This window comes from Bacillus sp. FJAT-27251 (genome assembly GCF_001273925.1).
Taxonomy (GTDB): Bacteria; Bacillota; Bacilli; order Bacillales; family Cytobacillaceae; genus Mesobacillus_B.
The window spans coordinates 1,916,657-1,932,575 of the sequence record NZ_LIGG01000001.1 but is presented as its reverse complement, the minus strand read 5'-3'; the positions used below and the strand labels follow the sequence as shown (position 1 = coordinate 1,932,575).

Below are 15,919 nucleotides of genomic sequence, written 5' to 3'. Positions count from 1 at the left end.
CGGCAGCCGCTTTAGGTCCTGTTCGTATCGAAGTTACAAAACCCCCGAGAACAGCCGGGCGAATGACTCTTTCGTTTTTAATATCCAGGAGCGCTTATAATGCTCAATTGCTCCGATCTTCTCACTGTCTTCGAGATCCTCTTCATAATGCGCCACGAGGTCCCGTATGGAACTGCTGTCATATAAAAAGACATTGACCTCAAAGTTTAAATGGAAGCTGCGCATGTCCATATTAGCTGTTCCAATCGAGGCAAGGTTTCCATCGATGATCAGTACTTTCTGATGAAGGAACCCTTTTTTATACATATAAATCTCGACACCATTCCTCAACAGCTCGGCAAAATAGGACCGGCTCGCATAATGGGTTAAAAAGCTGTCATTCACTTCAGGCACCAAAATTTTGACATCCAGCCCTTTGCCTGCAGCAGCCTTTAAAGCTGTCCTTATCGCTTCATTCGGGATAAAGTAAGGAGTGGCAATCCAAATCGACTGGGTGGCGCTTGTCATCAGCGCAAAAAAAAGGCTCCCCATGATTCCCTGCTGTGTATCCGGGCCGCTTGCCACTACTTGAATCGCGCCATCGATTTCATTGTTGTCCACCGGTGACCTGGACTTGTCGGCAGAATGGTGGCCAATCATCCGTTCCCCGCTCACATATTCCCAGTCCAGCAGAAAAACCTGGTGGAGCGAATAAACGGCTTCACCTGTCAGGAACAGATGGGTATCACGCCAAAAGCCGATATTTTCATCTTCTCCGAGATACTCCACTCCTACATTGAGTCCCCCGACAAACCCAATCTCCCCATCAATCACAATAATTTTCCGGTGATTCCGGAAATTGAACTTTTGGTTGAAAAAACCATACTTTAGCGGCGAAAATGAATGGACCTTAATGCCGGCCTCCTCCATTTTTTTGATATCCCTTGGTGACAATGCAAGGCTGCCTGCCGCATCAAACATGAACAGCACCTCAACTCCTTCATGCGCCTTTTCAACCAGGATTCCCATCAGTTCTTTTCCAAGCCGGTCAGACCGGAAAATATAGTATTCTATATGAATGAACTTTTTGGCTTCCCTCAGCTTTTTCTTGATTTCTGTAAATGTTTCATTGCCATTTTTCAGGATGGTTGCCCTGGACCCTGTACTGATAGGTGTCAAAGCTGTCTTATTGGCGATTTTGGCAAAATTCTGCTGATTGTCCTGCAGGAAGGAGAGGTCCGGGGTAACTTCCTTCCTCATTAGGCGTTCCCATTCCGTCCTCGCCAGCCTGCGTTTTCGCTTGTACAGATATCCTTTCAGGTAGAGCTGCCCCGAGAACAAATAGAAAAAATACCCGAATATCGGGTAGAAAAACAGCACATTCATCCATAAAAGTGTATGACTGGGCGAGCGCTCTTCCAGCATCAGGGAGAACATGGTGATAAAGATGATGAAGAAATAAACACCTGCAAGAGCAAAATTCCAGAAAGAGCTTAAATCCAGATAAAAAATGCCATACAGGCAAGCAATTAACCCTATTAAAAATAAATATTCAATCCTGCGCTTGATCATCAGACATCCTCAATTCTTTTTGACATCTACCATGTTATTAACATACCCTTAACTGTTTTCATGGAAAACCTGGCTTATGCTGTTGAAGGGCCGGAACTTAGGCCCTTCTTTCCTGGCGAAAAAAAGATAATGGCCAGCTCCTGTCGAGGAACTGGCCATTAAACGGCATCACATCGATTTTTTAGCCGCCAATATAGGACATTTCTATCTTTTTCGTTCTCTTGACCGTTTCGGCGGTCCTTTCATCCGAATATCGATCCTGTCGATGATTCCAAATCGAGATGACTCTCTGCCTGATTTCTTCGTCCGAAGCACCGTCTCTGATAAAATCGCGAATATCTTGGCCGTTTCCATTGAATAGACAGGTGAATATCTGTCCGTTCGCTGAGAGCCTTGACCTTGTACAGCTTGAACAGAATGATTCCGAAACAGAAGAGATAAAGCCTACATGAACATCCGTGCCACTGTAGCGGTAACGCTTGGCGACTTCGCCAAAATAGGCTGACCCTGTGCGCTCAAGCTCATAATGCTCCTTGAGCAGTTCGTATATTTCTTTCTTGGTAATCACATCGTCCATTTTCCAGCCATTCGTACTGCCAACATCCATAAACTCAATGTAGCGGAGCTCCAGCCCTTCCTGTTTGCAAAACTCGGCCATAGGCAGGATTTCATGATCGTTCAAGCCTTTTTTGACTACCATATTGATTTTTATTCCGAGGCCTGCTTCCTTTGCCGCTTTGATTCCTGAAAGTACAGGCTTTGTCGTGACCCCCCGGCCGTTGATTTGTCCAAAAAGGTCATCATTCAGAGTATCAAGGGAAATGTTTACCCGCTGCAGTCCAGCTTCCTTCAACTGGACTGCAAGCTTGGGCAGCATCACCCCGTTTGTAGTCAAAGCAATATCTTCAAGCCCCTCAATTGCTGAAAGTTTTTGGATTAATACTGGAAGGTCCTTCCTTAGCAAAGGTTCCCCGCCGGTCAAACGGATTTTCTCAACGCCAAGCTCTACAAAGATTCTCGCAATCCTTTCAATCTCTTCATAGCTAAGCAGTTCACTTTTAGGCAAAAAGGCAAAGTCAGGCCCAAAAATATCTGCAGGCATACAATACGTGCACCTGAAATTGCAGCGGTCTATAACGGAAATGCGCAAATCACGCAACGGCCTGTTCAATTGGTCTTTTATCATAATATATTCATCAACTCCATTATGGAAGTTCTCTAATCATTCTATCAGCAGTTGCCATCGATTACTGTTAATATTCTCACACGTAAAATTAAGTCCTGCTTATATTACACCATAAATACTACCCTCATAGTGAAAATAAGTGGAAATGTCATCAACTTGTCAAAATACCTGTGTGGCTATTGCCACAGTGTTCCTTCCTTTGTCAGATGGGTGATGAAATGCCTGGATCAGACGTTTTTTACAGAAATGTGAACAATCAATCCGCGAAAGGTGACAATATTTCAACAAGTGCTTCTAGGCCCGTTTTTACTACTGTTACGGTGTTATTATTAGTGCAAAGAACGAAATATCGGTTAAAGGGTGATGATCATGCCTCAACTGAATAAACCTACACATTCCATTGAAATAAAAGAACTTCTGCTTTTTGCCGACCGGAAAATCCTGGCACCAAAAGGAACCTACTTGTTCCAGGAAGGGATGGAAGCTGAAGAGCTGTACCTGATTGTTTCCGGGAAAGTCCAAATCAGCAAGGTAACAAAAGACGGACGCGAGCTGGCATTAAGGATATGCGGAAAAAATGATCTATGCGGGGAATTGACGTTGTTCACGGAGTCTCCCAAATACTTGCTAAGCGCGCTGATTCTTGAAGATAGCGAGATTTTTGCCATCAAGAAGGACGTGATAGAAAGGGAAATCTTTCAAAACCCTTCCCTGGCATTCGAATTCATGAAGTGGATGAGTGACCATTTCCGCAAAACGCAAACCAAGTTCCGGGACCTTGTTTTAAATGGCAAAAAAGGCGCCCTGTTTTCCACATTGATCCGGATGACGAACAGTTATGGAGTGGAAAGGCAGGATGGGATTCTGATTGATTTGCCTTTGACCAACCAGGAACTCGCCAATTTTTGCGGCACTTCGAGAGAAAGTACGAACCGCATCCTGAACGACCTGAAACGGGAAGGGATTCTATCGATAAAAAAAGGGAAAATCATCGTCCATGACCTTGATTACCTCAAGACGGAAATAGGATGTGAGAACTGTCCCGCGGTCTTCTGCAGCATTGAATAGAGAAAGAAACGGAGCCAAGCAGGCTCCGTTTTTTTGTGCAAAAAAGGAAGGAACCCGGACTGCCCGATTCCTTCCTCCTCATTAAAGCTTCTTTTCCTTCTGTTTTCTCATAGCCTCGGGAATGTAGACACAGTAGGGCTCGCTCTCCAGATAATCTCCTGTCACCGCATATGCCCTTGAACGTGAGCCGCCGCATACATACCGGAATTCGCACTGACCGCACTTTCCTTTAAAGCCAGCCGGATCCCGGAGAGCCTTGAATATTGGTGATTCACGGTAAATCTCGGCCAGGGGCTGTTCCCGCACATTCCCCGCCTTTACAGGAAGAAGGCCGCTAGGGTACACGTCCCCAATATGGGAGATAAACACAAAACCGTTGCCATCGTTTACCCCTTTTGGCGCCCTTCCCAACCCGTCAATTGAACCTGTCAACCCTTGTTGGGTGAGCGCGTCAAGATACTGGATATCTTCGACCTGCTCCATGGCTTCACGCATTTTATTCTGGATGACGACCCGGCGATAATGCTGCCCAGCAGTGGTTTTGATGTCAAATTTCACTCTCTTGCTCAGCTGGTACAGCCAGCTGAACACCTTTTCATGCTCAGCAGGAGTAATCATGTCCTTCTCCTGGCCCCTGCCGGTTGGAACGAGAAAGAACACGCTCCAAAGCACGCAATCCAGCTCCTCGACCAGCTTGGCCATTTCCTCCAGGCAATCATAATTATATCGGGATATAACCGTGTTGATTTGAATTGGAATCTCCAGCTCATGCAAATATTTGATTCGTTCCATTGTCAAATCGAATGACCCTTCCGTTCCGCGGAAATGATCGTGAATCTCCGCTGTTGGTCCGTCCAGGCTGAAAGCCCAGCGCGATAGCCCAACTTCCTTTGCCTTCTCGATCGCTTCCTTTGTTACATTCGGAGTCGCGCTAGGGGTCATCGACACCCTTACACCTTTTTTGATGGCATAGGCAGCGATCTCAAAAACATCTTCCCGCATCAGGGGATCCCCGCCTGTAAACACCAGCATCGGATTATTCATTTCATATATCTGATTGATCAGTGCTTTTCCTTCTTCGAAGCTTAATTCCCTTGGATCGCGTCTGTATTGAGCTTCGGCGCGGCAATGCAGGCACTTTAACTGGCAGGCCCGTGTCAGCTCCCAAATCACAATGAACGGGTCTTTATTAAAATCTCTTGTAAACATCCTTCATGCGCCTCCTGGATAATGACCTTGTATTATCAGTATAGGTGAATTTACACCTTGCTTAAGTGAGATACCTCACAAAATCCCTGGGATGTTTGGCAGTTTTGTGACTTGCCAAACAATGTAAGAATTAAAAAAATCCAGGCCGAAGCCCGGATTTTCCACTCTATCTTAGTTTGATTTCCGCATTGTTTCTGCGATAATAGAACCAGTTGATCACCAGCGATACCAGATAGAAAGCAATGAAGAAATATATCGCGTTAATCGGGGAGCCTAAAGCACCCGTGGACCACCCAAACAATTTCGGGATCAGGAATGATCCGTACGCTGCAAACGCTGCAGTGAATCCAAGTACCGGTGCCGCTTCCTTAGCCGGGAAGATAAATGGAATCATCTGGAATGTAGAAGCTGACCCCATGCCTGCCGCAATGAACAAAACCAGGAAGGAAATCAGGAATCCTGCAAAGTTCACCTGGTGGGTGAAGTAAATGACAGCAAACGCCCCTAAAGACATGACGACAAGTGTAATGGAAGTGACAAGTGCACCGCCGTATTTATCGGAAATCCATCCGCCTACAGGACGGGAAGCAGCTGCAAGGAAGGCACCAAGGAAAGCCAGCCCAATGTATTGCGGGAACAAGGATTTCAACAGAAGCGGGAAGGCCGCCGAATATCCAATGAAGGAACCGAATGTTGCTACATAAAGGACTGTCATGATCCATGTATGCTTGCGTTTTACGATAACCAATTGCTCGGATACCGACTGCTTGGCTCCTGGAATGTTATCCATTCCAAACCAGGCAAGAACTGTCATGATTACGATAGGGATCACCCAGACAAAGGCTGCGTTTTGAAGCCATACCTGCGAACCGTCTGGTAGCACCTGTCCACCAGATCCTCCACCGATAAAAGCGAATGTGCCAGTTGTGATGACCAAAGGTGTTACGAATTGGACAACGGAGACTCCCATGTTGCCAAGACCGCCGTTGATTCCAAGAGCAGCTCCTTTTTCCTTTTTAGGATAAAAGAGTGAAATATTTGGTGTTGAAGAGCAGAAGTTTCCTCCACCCAAGCCACATAGACCGGCAAGGAGCATCAATACCCAATAAGGTGTTTCAGGATTCTGGACGGCGAAGCCGATCCCCAAGGCAGGGAGAATCAGTATCCCTGTAGAGAACACGGTCCAGTTCCGTCCCCCAAATACACCCAGAGCAAAAGTATAGACAAACCGGAGAGTTGCCCCAACCAGGCCAGGAAGGGCAGCAAGTGTGAATAATTGTGACGGAGTCAGACTGAAACCAATATCATTTAGCCTGATTGCAACAACAGACCAAATTTGCCAGATAATAAAAGCAAGCATAAGTGCTGGTACAGAAATCATCAGGTTGCGGCGGGCATGTTTCTTCCCCTCTGCTTCCCAAAACACCGGATTTTCCGGATCCCAAGTTGAAATTCTTGGCATTGTGTATTCCCCCTGTTAATATAGGTTTTAAGTGCTATTTGTTTAACTGAGGTAATAGTAACATAGGGAATTTGGCTATAGAGTAAACCCCTGGTACTATACACAATTTCGTAACAATCTCCGTCAAAATTTATTCACAATTCCTGGGCCAATTTGGCTTCACGGCAGAACAAATGATATCAACAGAAAAGCGCCTGGAGGCTTCTCCCCAGGCGCTTTTCTTTTCCCTGGAAATCAGGATTAATCCCTGACTCCCAATGCGATTTTTGCATAACGTGACATCATATCTTTTGACCACGGAGGATTGAAAACGATGTTCACTTCCGTATCCTTCACTTCAGGAAGATCGGACAAGGCGTGCTTAACCTGGTCAACAATCGTTCCAGCCAGCGGACACCCCATCGACGTCAGTGTCATTGTGACCGTCGCTTGTCCTTCATCATTGAGGTCTACGTCATAGACAAGGCCAAGGTTGACGATATCCACACCCAATTCCGGGTCAACGACCATTTCCAAAGCACCCATGATGCTGTCTTTTAAATCCTGATCCACATCGATCACTCCTTTATTTCTTTTACAACCTCTATGTTAACATACCCTCTGTCCTTTCTTTAACATGTCCCGAATGATTTTTTAACAATTAATATGTAAAATGGTTACATAGGCAAAATGAATATATTGTTTATGTTTTTGGCCAACTGAATGGAAATATCGGAGTATGTCCAATCATTTGGCATTCATTTTGGTAAATTCTATATACTAATAAAAATCTGGTCCTAAAGGAGTTCTCTATGTCTGAAAAACATTTAATCGCCCTTGATTTGGATGGCACGCTGTTAAAAGATGATAAAACAATATCGGAGAATAACAAAAAAGTCATTCAGAAAGCCAGGGAGCATGGCCATGTTGTGATGATTGCAACTGGCAGGCCTTTCCGCTCCAGCGAAATGTATTACCATGAGTTGGAGCTGGATACACCAATTGTCAACTTTAATGGGGCTTTCATCCACCATCCGCTTGACCAAAGCTGGGGAGTGCACCATTCACCGCTGTCCATTAATGTTGCAAAGGATATAGTCGAGGCTTTGGAATCCTTCCGCTTTCATAACATCATTGCCGAAGTGATTGACGACCTGTACTTTCACTATCACGATGAAAAGCTGATTGACCTTTTTGGGCTCGGTGATCCAAACATCACCACAGGAGATCTTCGCAGATTCCTGAAAAAGTCACCGACCAGCATGCTGATCCATACGGAGGAGGAGCAATTGAGCTCCATTCGGGCCCATCTATCAGAAGTCCATGCTGAAGTGATTGACCATCGCAGCTGGGCAGCCCCATATCATGTGATAGAAATTGTTAAGTATGGACTTAACAAAGCCGTCGGGCTTAAAAAAGCATCCGACCATTTTAATATCCCGGCAGAAAGGATCATTGCCTTCGGCGATGAAGATAATGACCTCGAAATGCTTGAATTTGCTGGCCGCGGCATCGCAATGGGGAATGGAATCGATGCAGTTAAGAACATTGCCAATGAAGTGACCCTGTCCAATGAAGAAGATGGCATCGGTGTGTACCTGAACGACCTTTTGAATCTAAGGGCACTTTAAAAGCCGTATTTGCATTTATCGCCAATAGTTTCCCCCGGAATTTTGCGCATACTAAAATTGAAGCAGGCCGATCAACATCCTGTTTCATATCATGCTCGGATACTTGAATGGAGGGGTAAGAATGGGAAAATCGAATAAGTCCAAGCGTTTTGTAAAGCAAGGAACTGACAGTGTCTTCAGACATGACGCTCGAATCCCGTACCATACCACTTATGCTGAAGCTGAAGCAAGAAAAATGGCAAACGGACACCAGCAGGAGGGGATATAGGATGGGCAATCGCCTCTTTCAGGAAGCCAGGGAAGCTGTGAAACTCGCCCAGGAGGCTGGGACTGGACAGCAGGCTGCCATTTCCCGCGCCGAAAATGCCCTTTCTTCCGCTTTCGCCAATTCCACTCTTGCAGAAAAACAGCAGCTGCACCAATATCAAGACGAGCTTGATTCCATAAAGAACCATAAGTAAGCCCAAAAAGGCTGGCACCGAGGTGTCAGCCTTTTTGGGTTCAAAACCTTTCAAGTATGACCGGATAGCCATGGACGATGCTTCCTTCCTGGCTCCGTTCGTAAAGATGCAGGATAAGTGTTCCGCTCTCGGGCAGTTCCTCCGCTGGTATTTTAATCTCCAGCTTAAATGCTTTCCAATCTCCCCCTTCTTCTACTTCCACCCTTTTTTCTCCAATTTGTTCATGATGTCCATCCTCCACAGTATAGAAAAAATGGCGTGTCCCTGGCCGGACCTTTCCTTCCACCTTATATATGCCTTTCTTCCCGCTGGCCTTTACCTGCCGGAAAACAAGGTTCTCCCCGGGGACAAACGTCTCCTTTTCGTCCACCAATGGTTTAATCTGCCAAGAATTGGCCTTATTAGCCTTTAGCTCTGCAATAACCTTATATTCCCCTTCAGGTATCCTTCCGGTTTCCCCCTGGTAATCCCATGTTTCCTTCCAGGAAATCGCCTCCCCGGGGGCCAGTCTCACCGTCTGCAGAGCTTGCGCAAAGGCTTTTCCTGATGAATAGCGGTAAAGCTCCTTCCCGCTTCTGTCTTTCACCTGAATCTCATACAGCTGGGCACTTGGAAATTCCAGCGCCAGGGGAGTACTGCCCCCATTTCTGAGGACTAGTTCAAATGTGACCTTTTCCGGTCCTGCAATCGGTTCAACAAAAAAATGAAGATCAGGGCCATTGTCCGCGGACTCTGCTCCCATCGTCCATAACGGAATGGAAACCAGCACTAAAAAAACAAGAAAAAAACTGAACTTCTTCATTGTGCACCTCACTGGGTTTATTCTTTTCGAAAAAATCCATAAATCCCGGATGTTTCTATGATATTCGTAAAAGCCTGGGGATCGACCTCTTTTATTGTCCGTTCAAGATCATAAAGCTCATAGCGAGTAATAACGATCAGCAAGATGTTCTTATCATCATTCGTATATCCGCCTTTAGCCGGAATCGCCGTAATCCCCCGCACCAGTTTGCTGTGGATTGCCTTTTTCAGCTCGGCGGCCTTTTTCGTGATGATCATTGCCGTCAGCTTTTCATGCCTTGTATGGATGGCATCAATCACTCTTGTTGAAGCGTACAGCTGGACAAGAGTATACAAGGCTTTTTCCCAGCCATATAAAAAGCCGGCTGTAACAATTATCAGACTGTTTAATGTGAAAAAATAATTGCCTACAGGACGGTCATGGGTTCTCGAAAGGACCATGGCTACAATATCCATTCCACCCGTGGACGCTCCCCACTTTAATGTGATCCCAACCCCGAATGCTGCAATGACCCCTCCAAATACGGCATTCAGCATAATGTCTTCTGAAACATGCCTGATCGGGATGGCCTCCAGAAAAAAAGACATAAGAACAACGGATATGAAACTGTAGACCGTGAAAGATCTCCCTACCTTTTTCCAGGCCAAAATAGTAACAGGTACATTTAATATAAAAAGCAAGATTCCTGTAGACAGCTGGAAAGGTGCAAATTCACCCAGGATGCTTGATATCAGCTGAGCCACACCAGTAAAGCCGCTTGCATAGACATTGGCCGGGATTAAAAAGAAGTTCATGGCTATCGCATTCAGTATCGCACCAATAAGTACTATAAAAAATTTCTTTGTATGGAGCCAGACCATCTCAAACCTCCTTAGCTAGTTTTGCTTGTTTTTCCCCATTTACCCTGATTTCAGTACTTCCAATTGTGTTTTTCCCGGTTAGAGGCTAAACTAAAATCATATATAGCGAGAAAGAGGGTGATTTTTTATGGGAGTAAAAATTATGGCCGACAGCGCAAGCGATTTGCCCCTCGAATTTTTTGAACAGAACGATGTTACATTATTCCCACTTAAGGTCCTTATCGACGGAATAGAGTATGAGGACCTAAGAACCATCCAGCCTCAGGAAGTATACGAAAAAATCCGTTCCGGAAATCTTCCGAAGACGTCACAAGCATCGCCTGCCAGCTTTAAAGAGGTATTCACCGAGATGGCCGTCAACAAGGAGCAAGGGATATACATAGCGTTTTCCTCACAATTGTCCGGTACCTACCAAACTGCTGTCCTTATATCCGAACAGGTAAAGGAAGAATACCCCGACTTCGATTTAACCATTATCGATACAAAATGTGCCTCACTTGGATGCGGGCTCGTTGTAATGGAAGCCGTAAAGGCGGCCCAGGCTGGAAAGTCGAAAGAAGAGATTGTCAACGATGCAGTCTTCAGGGCCCAGCATATGGAACATTTATTTTCTGTCGATGATTTGGATCATCTCGCAAAGGGAGGGCGTGTCTCCAGGGCCTCTGCTTTCCTGGGTGGGCTTCTGAATATCAAGCCATTGCTCAATGTGGAAGACGGAAAGCTTGTTCCTCTTGAAAAGATTCGCGGCAGAAAAAAACTGCTTCGGAGGATCATTGAACTGATGCATGAGCGGGGAACATCCCTCGATTCCCAAATGGTTGCGATCAGCCATGCGGATGATGAGGCAACAGCATTGGAAATGAAGGAACTGATAGCCAAGGAATTTGGCACATGTGAGGTTTTCATAAGCCCGATTGGCGCAGCGATTGGCTCCCATACCGGTCCAGGAACCATATCGATCTTCTTTTTAAATGAACTTCCATAACGTCCAACAGCCTGCCTCTATTTGCGGCAGGCTGTTTTTGTATACTGTTGGCCGAGTTTAGGCAATCTAACCTGTAGAACAACTTATAAAGGAGAGAAGACGTTATGCCTCATACTTCTGACAACGACAAAAAAGCCCAGGACAACAATGCTTTCCGCCACGAAAAGAACATGCTGGCTGAGAAGAACCGAAAAGCCGGCAAGAATCAATATTCCAAGAAGACCGATCATTTATAAAATATAAGAGCGGCCAGTTGGCCGCTCTTATATTTTATCTTCTTTTTTATAGGTCCAGCCTTCCTCCTGGTACACTTTACCCTCTTTCATCAAACGGCCCAGCGCCCGTTTAAAGGAGGATTTGCTTAAACCAAACCGCTCGCTGATATCCTCTGCCATGCTTTTGTCGCTGTAAGGCATGGCGCCATTTCGGGATTCGAGGTACTCCATGATGACAACCGCATCCTCATCGAGGGCTTCCTGCTTTCTTGGCAGAAGGGAAATATTGACCGTTCCGTCTGCCTTGACATCAATGATTCGTCCTTCCACTTTCTCCCCAAGCCTTGGCTCTGTTTTTCGCTGCGACTCATGGATGAATCCTTTATAGCCTTCAGCCGTAACCATCCAGCTGCCTACTCGTGCAGTGCGGTAAATATGACCATGGACATTCTTATTAAAATCCTTTCTTGTTGCATGATTGGAAATTTCCTGGACTACCTGGTCACTCGCCAATCGGGCATATATTAAATGATTCCTGTTTACCCTCAGCGTGATATAGAGCAAATCGCCCTTCTTCGGCCAAACTGATTCGAAGACCGGCAAATCATCCTTGCCTAGTAATATATCCTTGCTGATTCCGATATCCAGGAACACCCCTGTACCAGACAGTGATTCCACGACCGGAACCCAGCCGTAGGTTCCAGCTGTGACAGCAGGAATGGAAGTTGTTGCTGACAGCCTTCCCTTTGAGTCAACATAAAGAAACACGACGACCTTTTCGTCTTCCTCGAACTCCCTGTCTGTTTCATTATTGTGAAGCAGCACATCCTCTTCCCCGTCTGTCAAAAAATAGCCGAAATCGGAAATGCGCGCTACTGTTAGCTCTACTGTCTGACCTATATATTCATTCAGAGACATTGCAATCCTCCTTATTACCGAAAAGTTGTTTGAACTGCTATATTTTACTATAATGAAGCCATAAAGGGAAACTTCATTCAATGGGGCTTCCATCTCCCACTGAATGTTAGTCGCGCACAGCCCGATTGATTTTTCTAAGGGCTGAAGCCCTAAGAAAAAATCTTATTTCCCTTCGGGCTTTTACTGGCAGTTGATCCCCACTAATTCCTTTTTGGTTCTCCCTGAAGTCGTGAAGTGGGGATCTTACTGCCAGTTAGCGCGGGATAAAGGGAAACTTCCGTGTTACATGCGCCGGGGGTTTGAGTGACAGGCTTCGTTGCGCCTGCAGCATTAAAATACAATAGAAATCGTTTTTTGGAGGTCAGGATATGTCTAAAGAGAGTTCATTTGATATTGTATCCAAAGTAGAGTTTTCCGAAGTAACAAACGCAATTAACATTGCCCTGAAAGAAATCAGCACCCGTTATGATTTTAAKGGAAGCAAGAGCGATATCAGTTTGGACAAGGAAGAACTGGTCCTCGTTTCGGACGACGAATACAAACTTGAACAGTTAAAGGATGTCCTCCTGGGGAAACTCATCAAGCGTGGGGTGCCGGTCAAGAACCTGGATTACGGAAAGGTTGAAGGTGCGTCAGGGGGAACCGTCCGCCAGCGTGCCAAGCTCGTTTCAGGAATTGACAAAGATAACGCCAAAAAAATTACCGCTCTCATTAAAAATAGCGGCTTAAAGGTGAAAAGCCAAATACAGGACGACCAAGTTCGGGTAACCGCCAAGAGCAGGGACGATCTTCAAAAGATCATCGCTGCCGTCAAGGAAGCCGACTTGACTGTGGATGTCCAATTCGTCAATTACCGCTGATGCTTCAGGCACAGCCCATTATAGGACTGTGCCTCTTTGCATTAAATTTCCACGTTTTATCTCCTCTAATAATTGGAATCTAATATAGGATAAACCTATAAAGAGGAGTGAAGGAAATGACGAACGAACAAAAGAAGGGATTTCCGGCACAGCATCAGAACCACCAGCCAGGCACAGAAGAGGAAATGCGTCCTGAACCAATTTCAGTCGATGACAACTATAAGGGTTCAGGCAAACTAAAAAACAAGGTGGCTCTTATTACCGGAGGCGACAGCGGCATCGGCAAGTCGGTCGCCATTTATTATGCTAAAGAAGGTGCGGATGTCGCCATTGTCTACCTTGAGGAAAGTGAAGATGCGCGCGAGACAAAGCAGCTCGTTGAAGCGGAGGGCCAAAAGTGCCTCTTGATATCCGGAGATGTTGGGAGGGAAAGCTTTTGCAAGGAAACAGTGGACAGGACCATTGAGGAATTCGGGAAGATTGACATCCTAGTCAACAATGCGGCTGAGCAGCATCCGCAAGAGAGCTTGCTGGATATTTCCGCAGATCAAATGGAAAAGACTTTCCGTACAAATATCTTCTCAATTTTCTACCTGACAAAGGCTGTGTTGCCGCACCTTAAAGAAGGAAGCACCATTATTAACACTTCGTCTATTACGGCGTATAAAGGGAATGAACAGCTGATTGATTATTCTGCTACCAAAGGAGCAATTGTTTCGTTTACCCGCTCCCTGGCCATGTCCCTTGCCAAGCAGGGAATCAGGGTAAACAGCGTCGCACCGGGCCCGATCTGGACGCCGCTGATCCCTTCCACTTTCGACGCCGAGAAGGTATCCAAATTTGGCACCAATTCGCCAATGGGAAGAGCCGGACAGCCTTATGAGCTTGCACCAGCCTACGTTTATCTGGCCAGTGACGATTCAACCTATGTCAGCGGACAGACCATCCATATAAACGGCGGAACGATTGTGAACGGATAGATAATTTTTTGAAAAAAGGGTGGCTAAATCTCATGATTTGGCGATCTTTTTTTTATTTAGGGCCGGACGTTCAGTAACCGTGGCCGGGTCTATTGGCCGGGTTTGCGCGTCTATTGGCCGGGTTGCCGGTTCTATTGTCCGGAATCACAATTCTATTTGCACTTTCCCGCCTTCTATTTGCCAGCATACGTTCTATTGTCCGATTTTCCTCTTCTATTGTCCGGCTTGCTTGTTTTATTGTCCGGTATCACACTTCTATTTGCACTTTCCCGCCTTCTATTTGCCGATTTTCCTTTTCTATTTGCCAGCGCACATTCTATTGTCCGATTTCCTTGTTCTATTGTCCGGAATTACACTTCTATTTGCCAACGCACATGCTATTATCCTAATTCCCTCTTCTATTGGCCGGATTGCCGGTTCTATTGGCCGGAATCACACTTCTATTTGCACTTTCCCGCCTTCTATTTGCCGATTTTCCTTTTCTATTTGCCAGCGTACATTCTATTGTCCAATTTTCCTCTTCTATTGTCCTGCTCGCCTGTTCTATTGTCCTAAAACACACTTCTATTTGCACTTTCCCACACACAAAAAAAAGGCCCCACGCACTTCAAAAGTGCGTGAGGGCCTTAAACAAATCATTGCAAGCGCCTCATAAAGTCAATGTCTTTTTGGTCGGTTTGGCGCAGGATGAGCGTTTTACAAGCTCGTAAGGAATAATGATCCTCTTGGTTGGTTCCTTTGGATTTTCTATCTTCTGGATAAGGCTTTTTGAAGCTTCGTAGCCAAGGTCAAATATATTGATATCGACGGAAGTCAGCGGCGGCCTTGCCATTTCAGCGACAAGCACATTGTTGAAGCTGACAATCGAAACATCTTCGGGTACGGATATCCCAAGTTCATCAAGGGCGTTTAGGACACCCAGGGCCATCAAATCATCAGCAACGAGCATAGCAGTCGGGAGCTTTTTCAAGGCTAGCAAAGCCTGGACGGCTTCCCGGCCGCCCTCACGCAAAAACTCGTCGTGAATGACATATTCATTGATCAGGGGCAATCCTGCATCTCTTAATGCCTTCTCATATCCCAGCAGCCGTTCAACCGTCACTACCAGGTTTAAATTTCCGCCGATAAACCCGATTTGTTCGTGCCCGAGGCTAAGAAGATAGTTGGTGGCATCTTTTGCTGCCTTAAAATTATCATTGTCCACATGGGTAATTTGCTCGACATTCTTGAACGGCTTTCCGATTACCACAAACGGGAAGTCCTGTTCAAGCAAATAAGATACAAGAGGGTCTTCCACCCGTGATGACAGCAGGATTACTCCGTCCACCCTGCCCCCTTGGACCATGGAGACAACTCCCTCAAAGATTTCCTCCTCGGTTTTGCCTGTGGTCATATGCAGGGCATACTGCTTTGAATGGGCACCGTCACTTAAACCGCCCAGTACAATGGGAAAAAACGGGTTTTGGGAAACGATATCAGTGGAGCTCGGCAGCACTAGCCCAATGGCTCTTGTGGCCTGGCTTGCCAGGCTTCTGGCAATAAAGTTAGGATGGTATCCAAGCTGCTTCATGACTTCCCTGACTTTTTCCTTCGTTCTCTCGCTGATTCTCGGGCTGTTGGCAATCACGCGAGAAACAGTCGATGGCGCGACATTAGCTGCCTTGGCTACATCTTTTATGGTTACTGCCATTTTTATCTCCCCCTTTACGCCAGAATTTTAATTATATTATATCGTAATACTATTTTAATAAA

At 45.8% G+C, this 15,919-nt stretch carries 17 protein-coding genes; 8 read left to right on the top strand and 9 right to left on the bottom strand.

The window, feature by feature from the left end; all coding sequences use genetic code 11:
* Window positions 1-33 precede the first annotated feature (33 nt).
* Both cls and moaA read right to left on the bottom strand, forming a co-directional pair.
* The gene (gene cls / locus ADU22_RS09090) at window positions 34-1,551 is read right to left on the bottom strand and encodes a cardiolipin synthase (RefSeq protein ID WP_053361866.1); all 1,518 of its coding nucleotides are present in this window, start codon (window positions 1,549-1,551) and stop codon (window positions 34-36) included.
* Between the two features lie 181 nt (window positions 1,552-1,732).
* The gene (gene moaA / locus ADU22_RS09085; protein ID WP_053361865.1) at window positions 1,733-2,737 is read right to left on the bottom strand and encodes a GTP 3',8-cyclase MoaA; all 1,005 of its coding nucleotides are present in this window, start codon (window positions 2,735-2,737) and stop codon (window positions 1,733-1,735) included.
* A 369-nt stretch (window positions 2,738-3,106) separates the two neighbouring features.
* Between moaA and ADU22_RS09080 the strand changes: the two genes are divergently transcribed.
* Window positions 3,107-3,805: a Crp/Fnr family transcriptional regulator gene (locus ADU22_RS09080; RefSeq protein ID WP_053361864.1), complete on the top strand. Its 699-nt coding sequence runs from the start codon at window positions 3,107-3,109 to the stop codon at window positions 3,803-3,805.
* A gap of 81 nt (window positions 3,806-3,886) precedes the next feature.
* Here ADU22_RS09080 and ADU22_RS09075 read toward each other — a convergent pair whose 3' ends face one another.
* The 3 genes from ADU22_RS09075 to ADU22_RS09065 form a co-directional block, all read right to left on the bottom strand.
* Window positions 3,887-5,014 carry a TIGR04053 family radical SAM/SPASM domain-containing protein gene (locus tag ADU22_RS09075; RefSeq protein WP_053361863.1) on the bottom strand — a complete coding sequence of 376 codons (1,128 nt, stop codon included), beginning with the start codon at window positions 5,012-5,014 and terminating at the stop codon, window positions 3,887-3,889.
* A 166-nt stretch (window positions 5,015-5,180) separates the two neighbouring features.
* A complete protein-coding gene (locus tag ADU22_RS09070; protein ID WP_053361862.1) occupies window positions 5,181-6,476 on the bottom strand; it encodes an MFS transporter in 1,296 nt (431 codons plus the stop codon).
* A gap of 240 nt (window positions 6,477-6,716) precedes the next feature.
* On the bottom strand, window positions 6,717-7,001 hold the full coding sequence (locus ADU22_RS09065) for a metal-sulfur cluster assembly factor (RefSeq protein ID WP_502688759.1): 285 nt from the start codon (window positions 6,999-7,001) through the stop codon (window positions 6,717-6,719).
* A 266-nt stretch (window positions 7,002-7,267) separates the two neighbouring features.
* Here ADU22_RS09065 and ADU22_RS09060 point away from each other — a divergent pair, with 266 nt between their 5' ends.
* The 3 genes from ADU22_RS09060 (at window position 7,268) to ADU22_RS09055 (ending at window position 8,547) form a co-directional block, all read left to right on the top strand.
* Window positions 7,268-8,086 carry a Cof-type HAD-IIB family hydrolase gene (locus ADU22_RS09060; RefSeq protein ID WP_053361860.1) on the top strand — a complete coding sequence of 273 codons (819 nt, stop codon included), beginning with the start codon at window positions 7,268-7,270 and terminating at the stop codon, window positions 8,084-8,086.
* Between the two features lie 121 nt (window positions 8,087-8,207).
* Window positions 8,208-8,354: a hypothetical protein gene (locus ADU22_RS24930; protein WP_197280038.1), complete on the top strand. Its 147-nt coding sequence runs from the start codon at window positions 8,208-8,210 to the stop codon at window positions 8,352-8,354.
* 1 nt (window position 8,355) lies between these two features.
* Complete coding sequence (locus ADU22_RS09055; RefSeq protein ID WP_053361859.1) at window positions 8,356-8,547, top strand: DUF3813 domain-containing protein; 192 nt, start codon at window positions 8,356-8,358, stop codon at window positions 8,545-8,547.
* A gap of 40 nt (window positions 8,548-8,587) precedes the next feature.
* Here ADU22_RS09055 and ADU22_RS09050 read toward each other — a convergent pair whose 3' ends face one another.
* Entirely contained in the window at window positions 8,588-9,349 is a 762-nt protein-coding gene (locus ADU22_RS09050) for a BsuPI-related putative proteinase inhibitor (RefSeq protein WP_053361858.1), read from the bottom strand.
* 17 nt (window positions 9,350-9,366) lie between these two features.
* Window positions 9,367-10,209 carry a YitT family protein gene (locus ADU22_RS09045; protein WP_053361857.1) on the bottom strand — a complete coding sequence of 281 codons (843 nt, stop codon included), beginning with the start codon at window positions 10,207-10,209 and terminating at the stop codon, window positions 9,367-9,369.
* A 127-nt stretch (window positions 10,210-10,336) separates the two neighbouring features.
* On the opposite strand from ADU22_RS09045, the gene ADU22_RS09040 reads away from it, so the two are divergent.
* Together ADU22_RS09040 and ADU22_RS24185 are read left to right on the top strand one after the other, a co-directional pair.
* On the top strand, window positions 10,337-11,194 hold the full coding sequence (locus ADU22_RS09040; RefSeq protein WP_053361856.1) for a DegV family protein: 858 nt from the start codon (window positions 10,337-10,339) through the stop codon (window positions 11,192-11,194).
* A 104-nt stretch (window positions 11,195-11,298) separates the two neighbouring features.
* Window positions 11,299-11,430, top strand: a complete 132-nt coding sequence (locus ADU22_RS24185) for a DUF3941 domain-containing protein (protein WP_082252814.1) — start codon at window positions 11,299-11,301, stop codon at window positions 11,428-11,430.
* A gap of 27 nt (window positions 11,431-11,457) precedes the next feature.
* On the opposite strand, the gene ADU22_RS09035 is transcribed toward ADU22_RS24185, so the two are convergent.
* Window positions 11,458-12,327 (bottom strand): CvfB family protein, encoded by an 870-nt coding sequence (locus tag ADU22_RS09035; RefSeq protein WP_053361855.1) that lies wholly within the window; start codon window positions 12,325-12,327, stop codon window positions 11,458-11,460.
* Window positions 12,328-12,695: 368 nt separating this feature from the next.
* Here ADU22_RS09035 and ADU22_RS09030 point away from each other — a divergent pair, with 368 nt between their 5' ends.
* Window positions 12,696-13,187, top strand: coding sequence for a YajQ family cyclic di-GMP-binding protein (locus tag ADU22_RS09030; RefSeq protein WP_053361854.1), 492 nt, complete (start codon window positions 12,696-12,698; stop codon window positions 13,185-13,187).
* Between the two features lie 116 nt (window positions 13,188-13,303).
* Window positions 13,304-14,167, top strand: a complete 864-nt coding sequence (locus ADU22_RS09025) for an SDR family oxidoreductase (RefSeq protein ID WP_053361853.1) — start codon at window positions 13,304-13,306, stop codon at window positions 14,165-14,167.
* A gap of 649 nt (window positions 14,168-14,816) precedes the next feature.
* Here the strand turns inward: ADU22_RS09025 and ADU22_RS09020 are convergent.
* On the bottom strand, window positions 14,817-15,857 hold the full coding sequence (locus ADU22_RS09020) for a LacI family DNA-binding transcriptional regulator (protein WP_053361852.1): 1,041 nt from the start codon (window positions 15,855-15,857) through the stop codon (window positions 14,817-14,819).
* Between the last annotated feature and the right edge of the window lie 62 nt (window positions 15,858-15,919).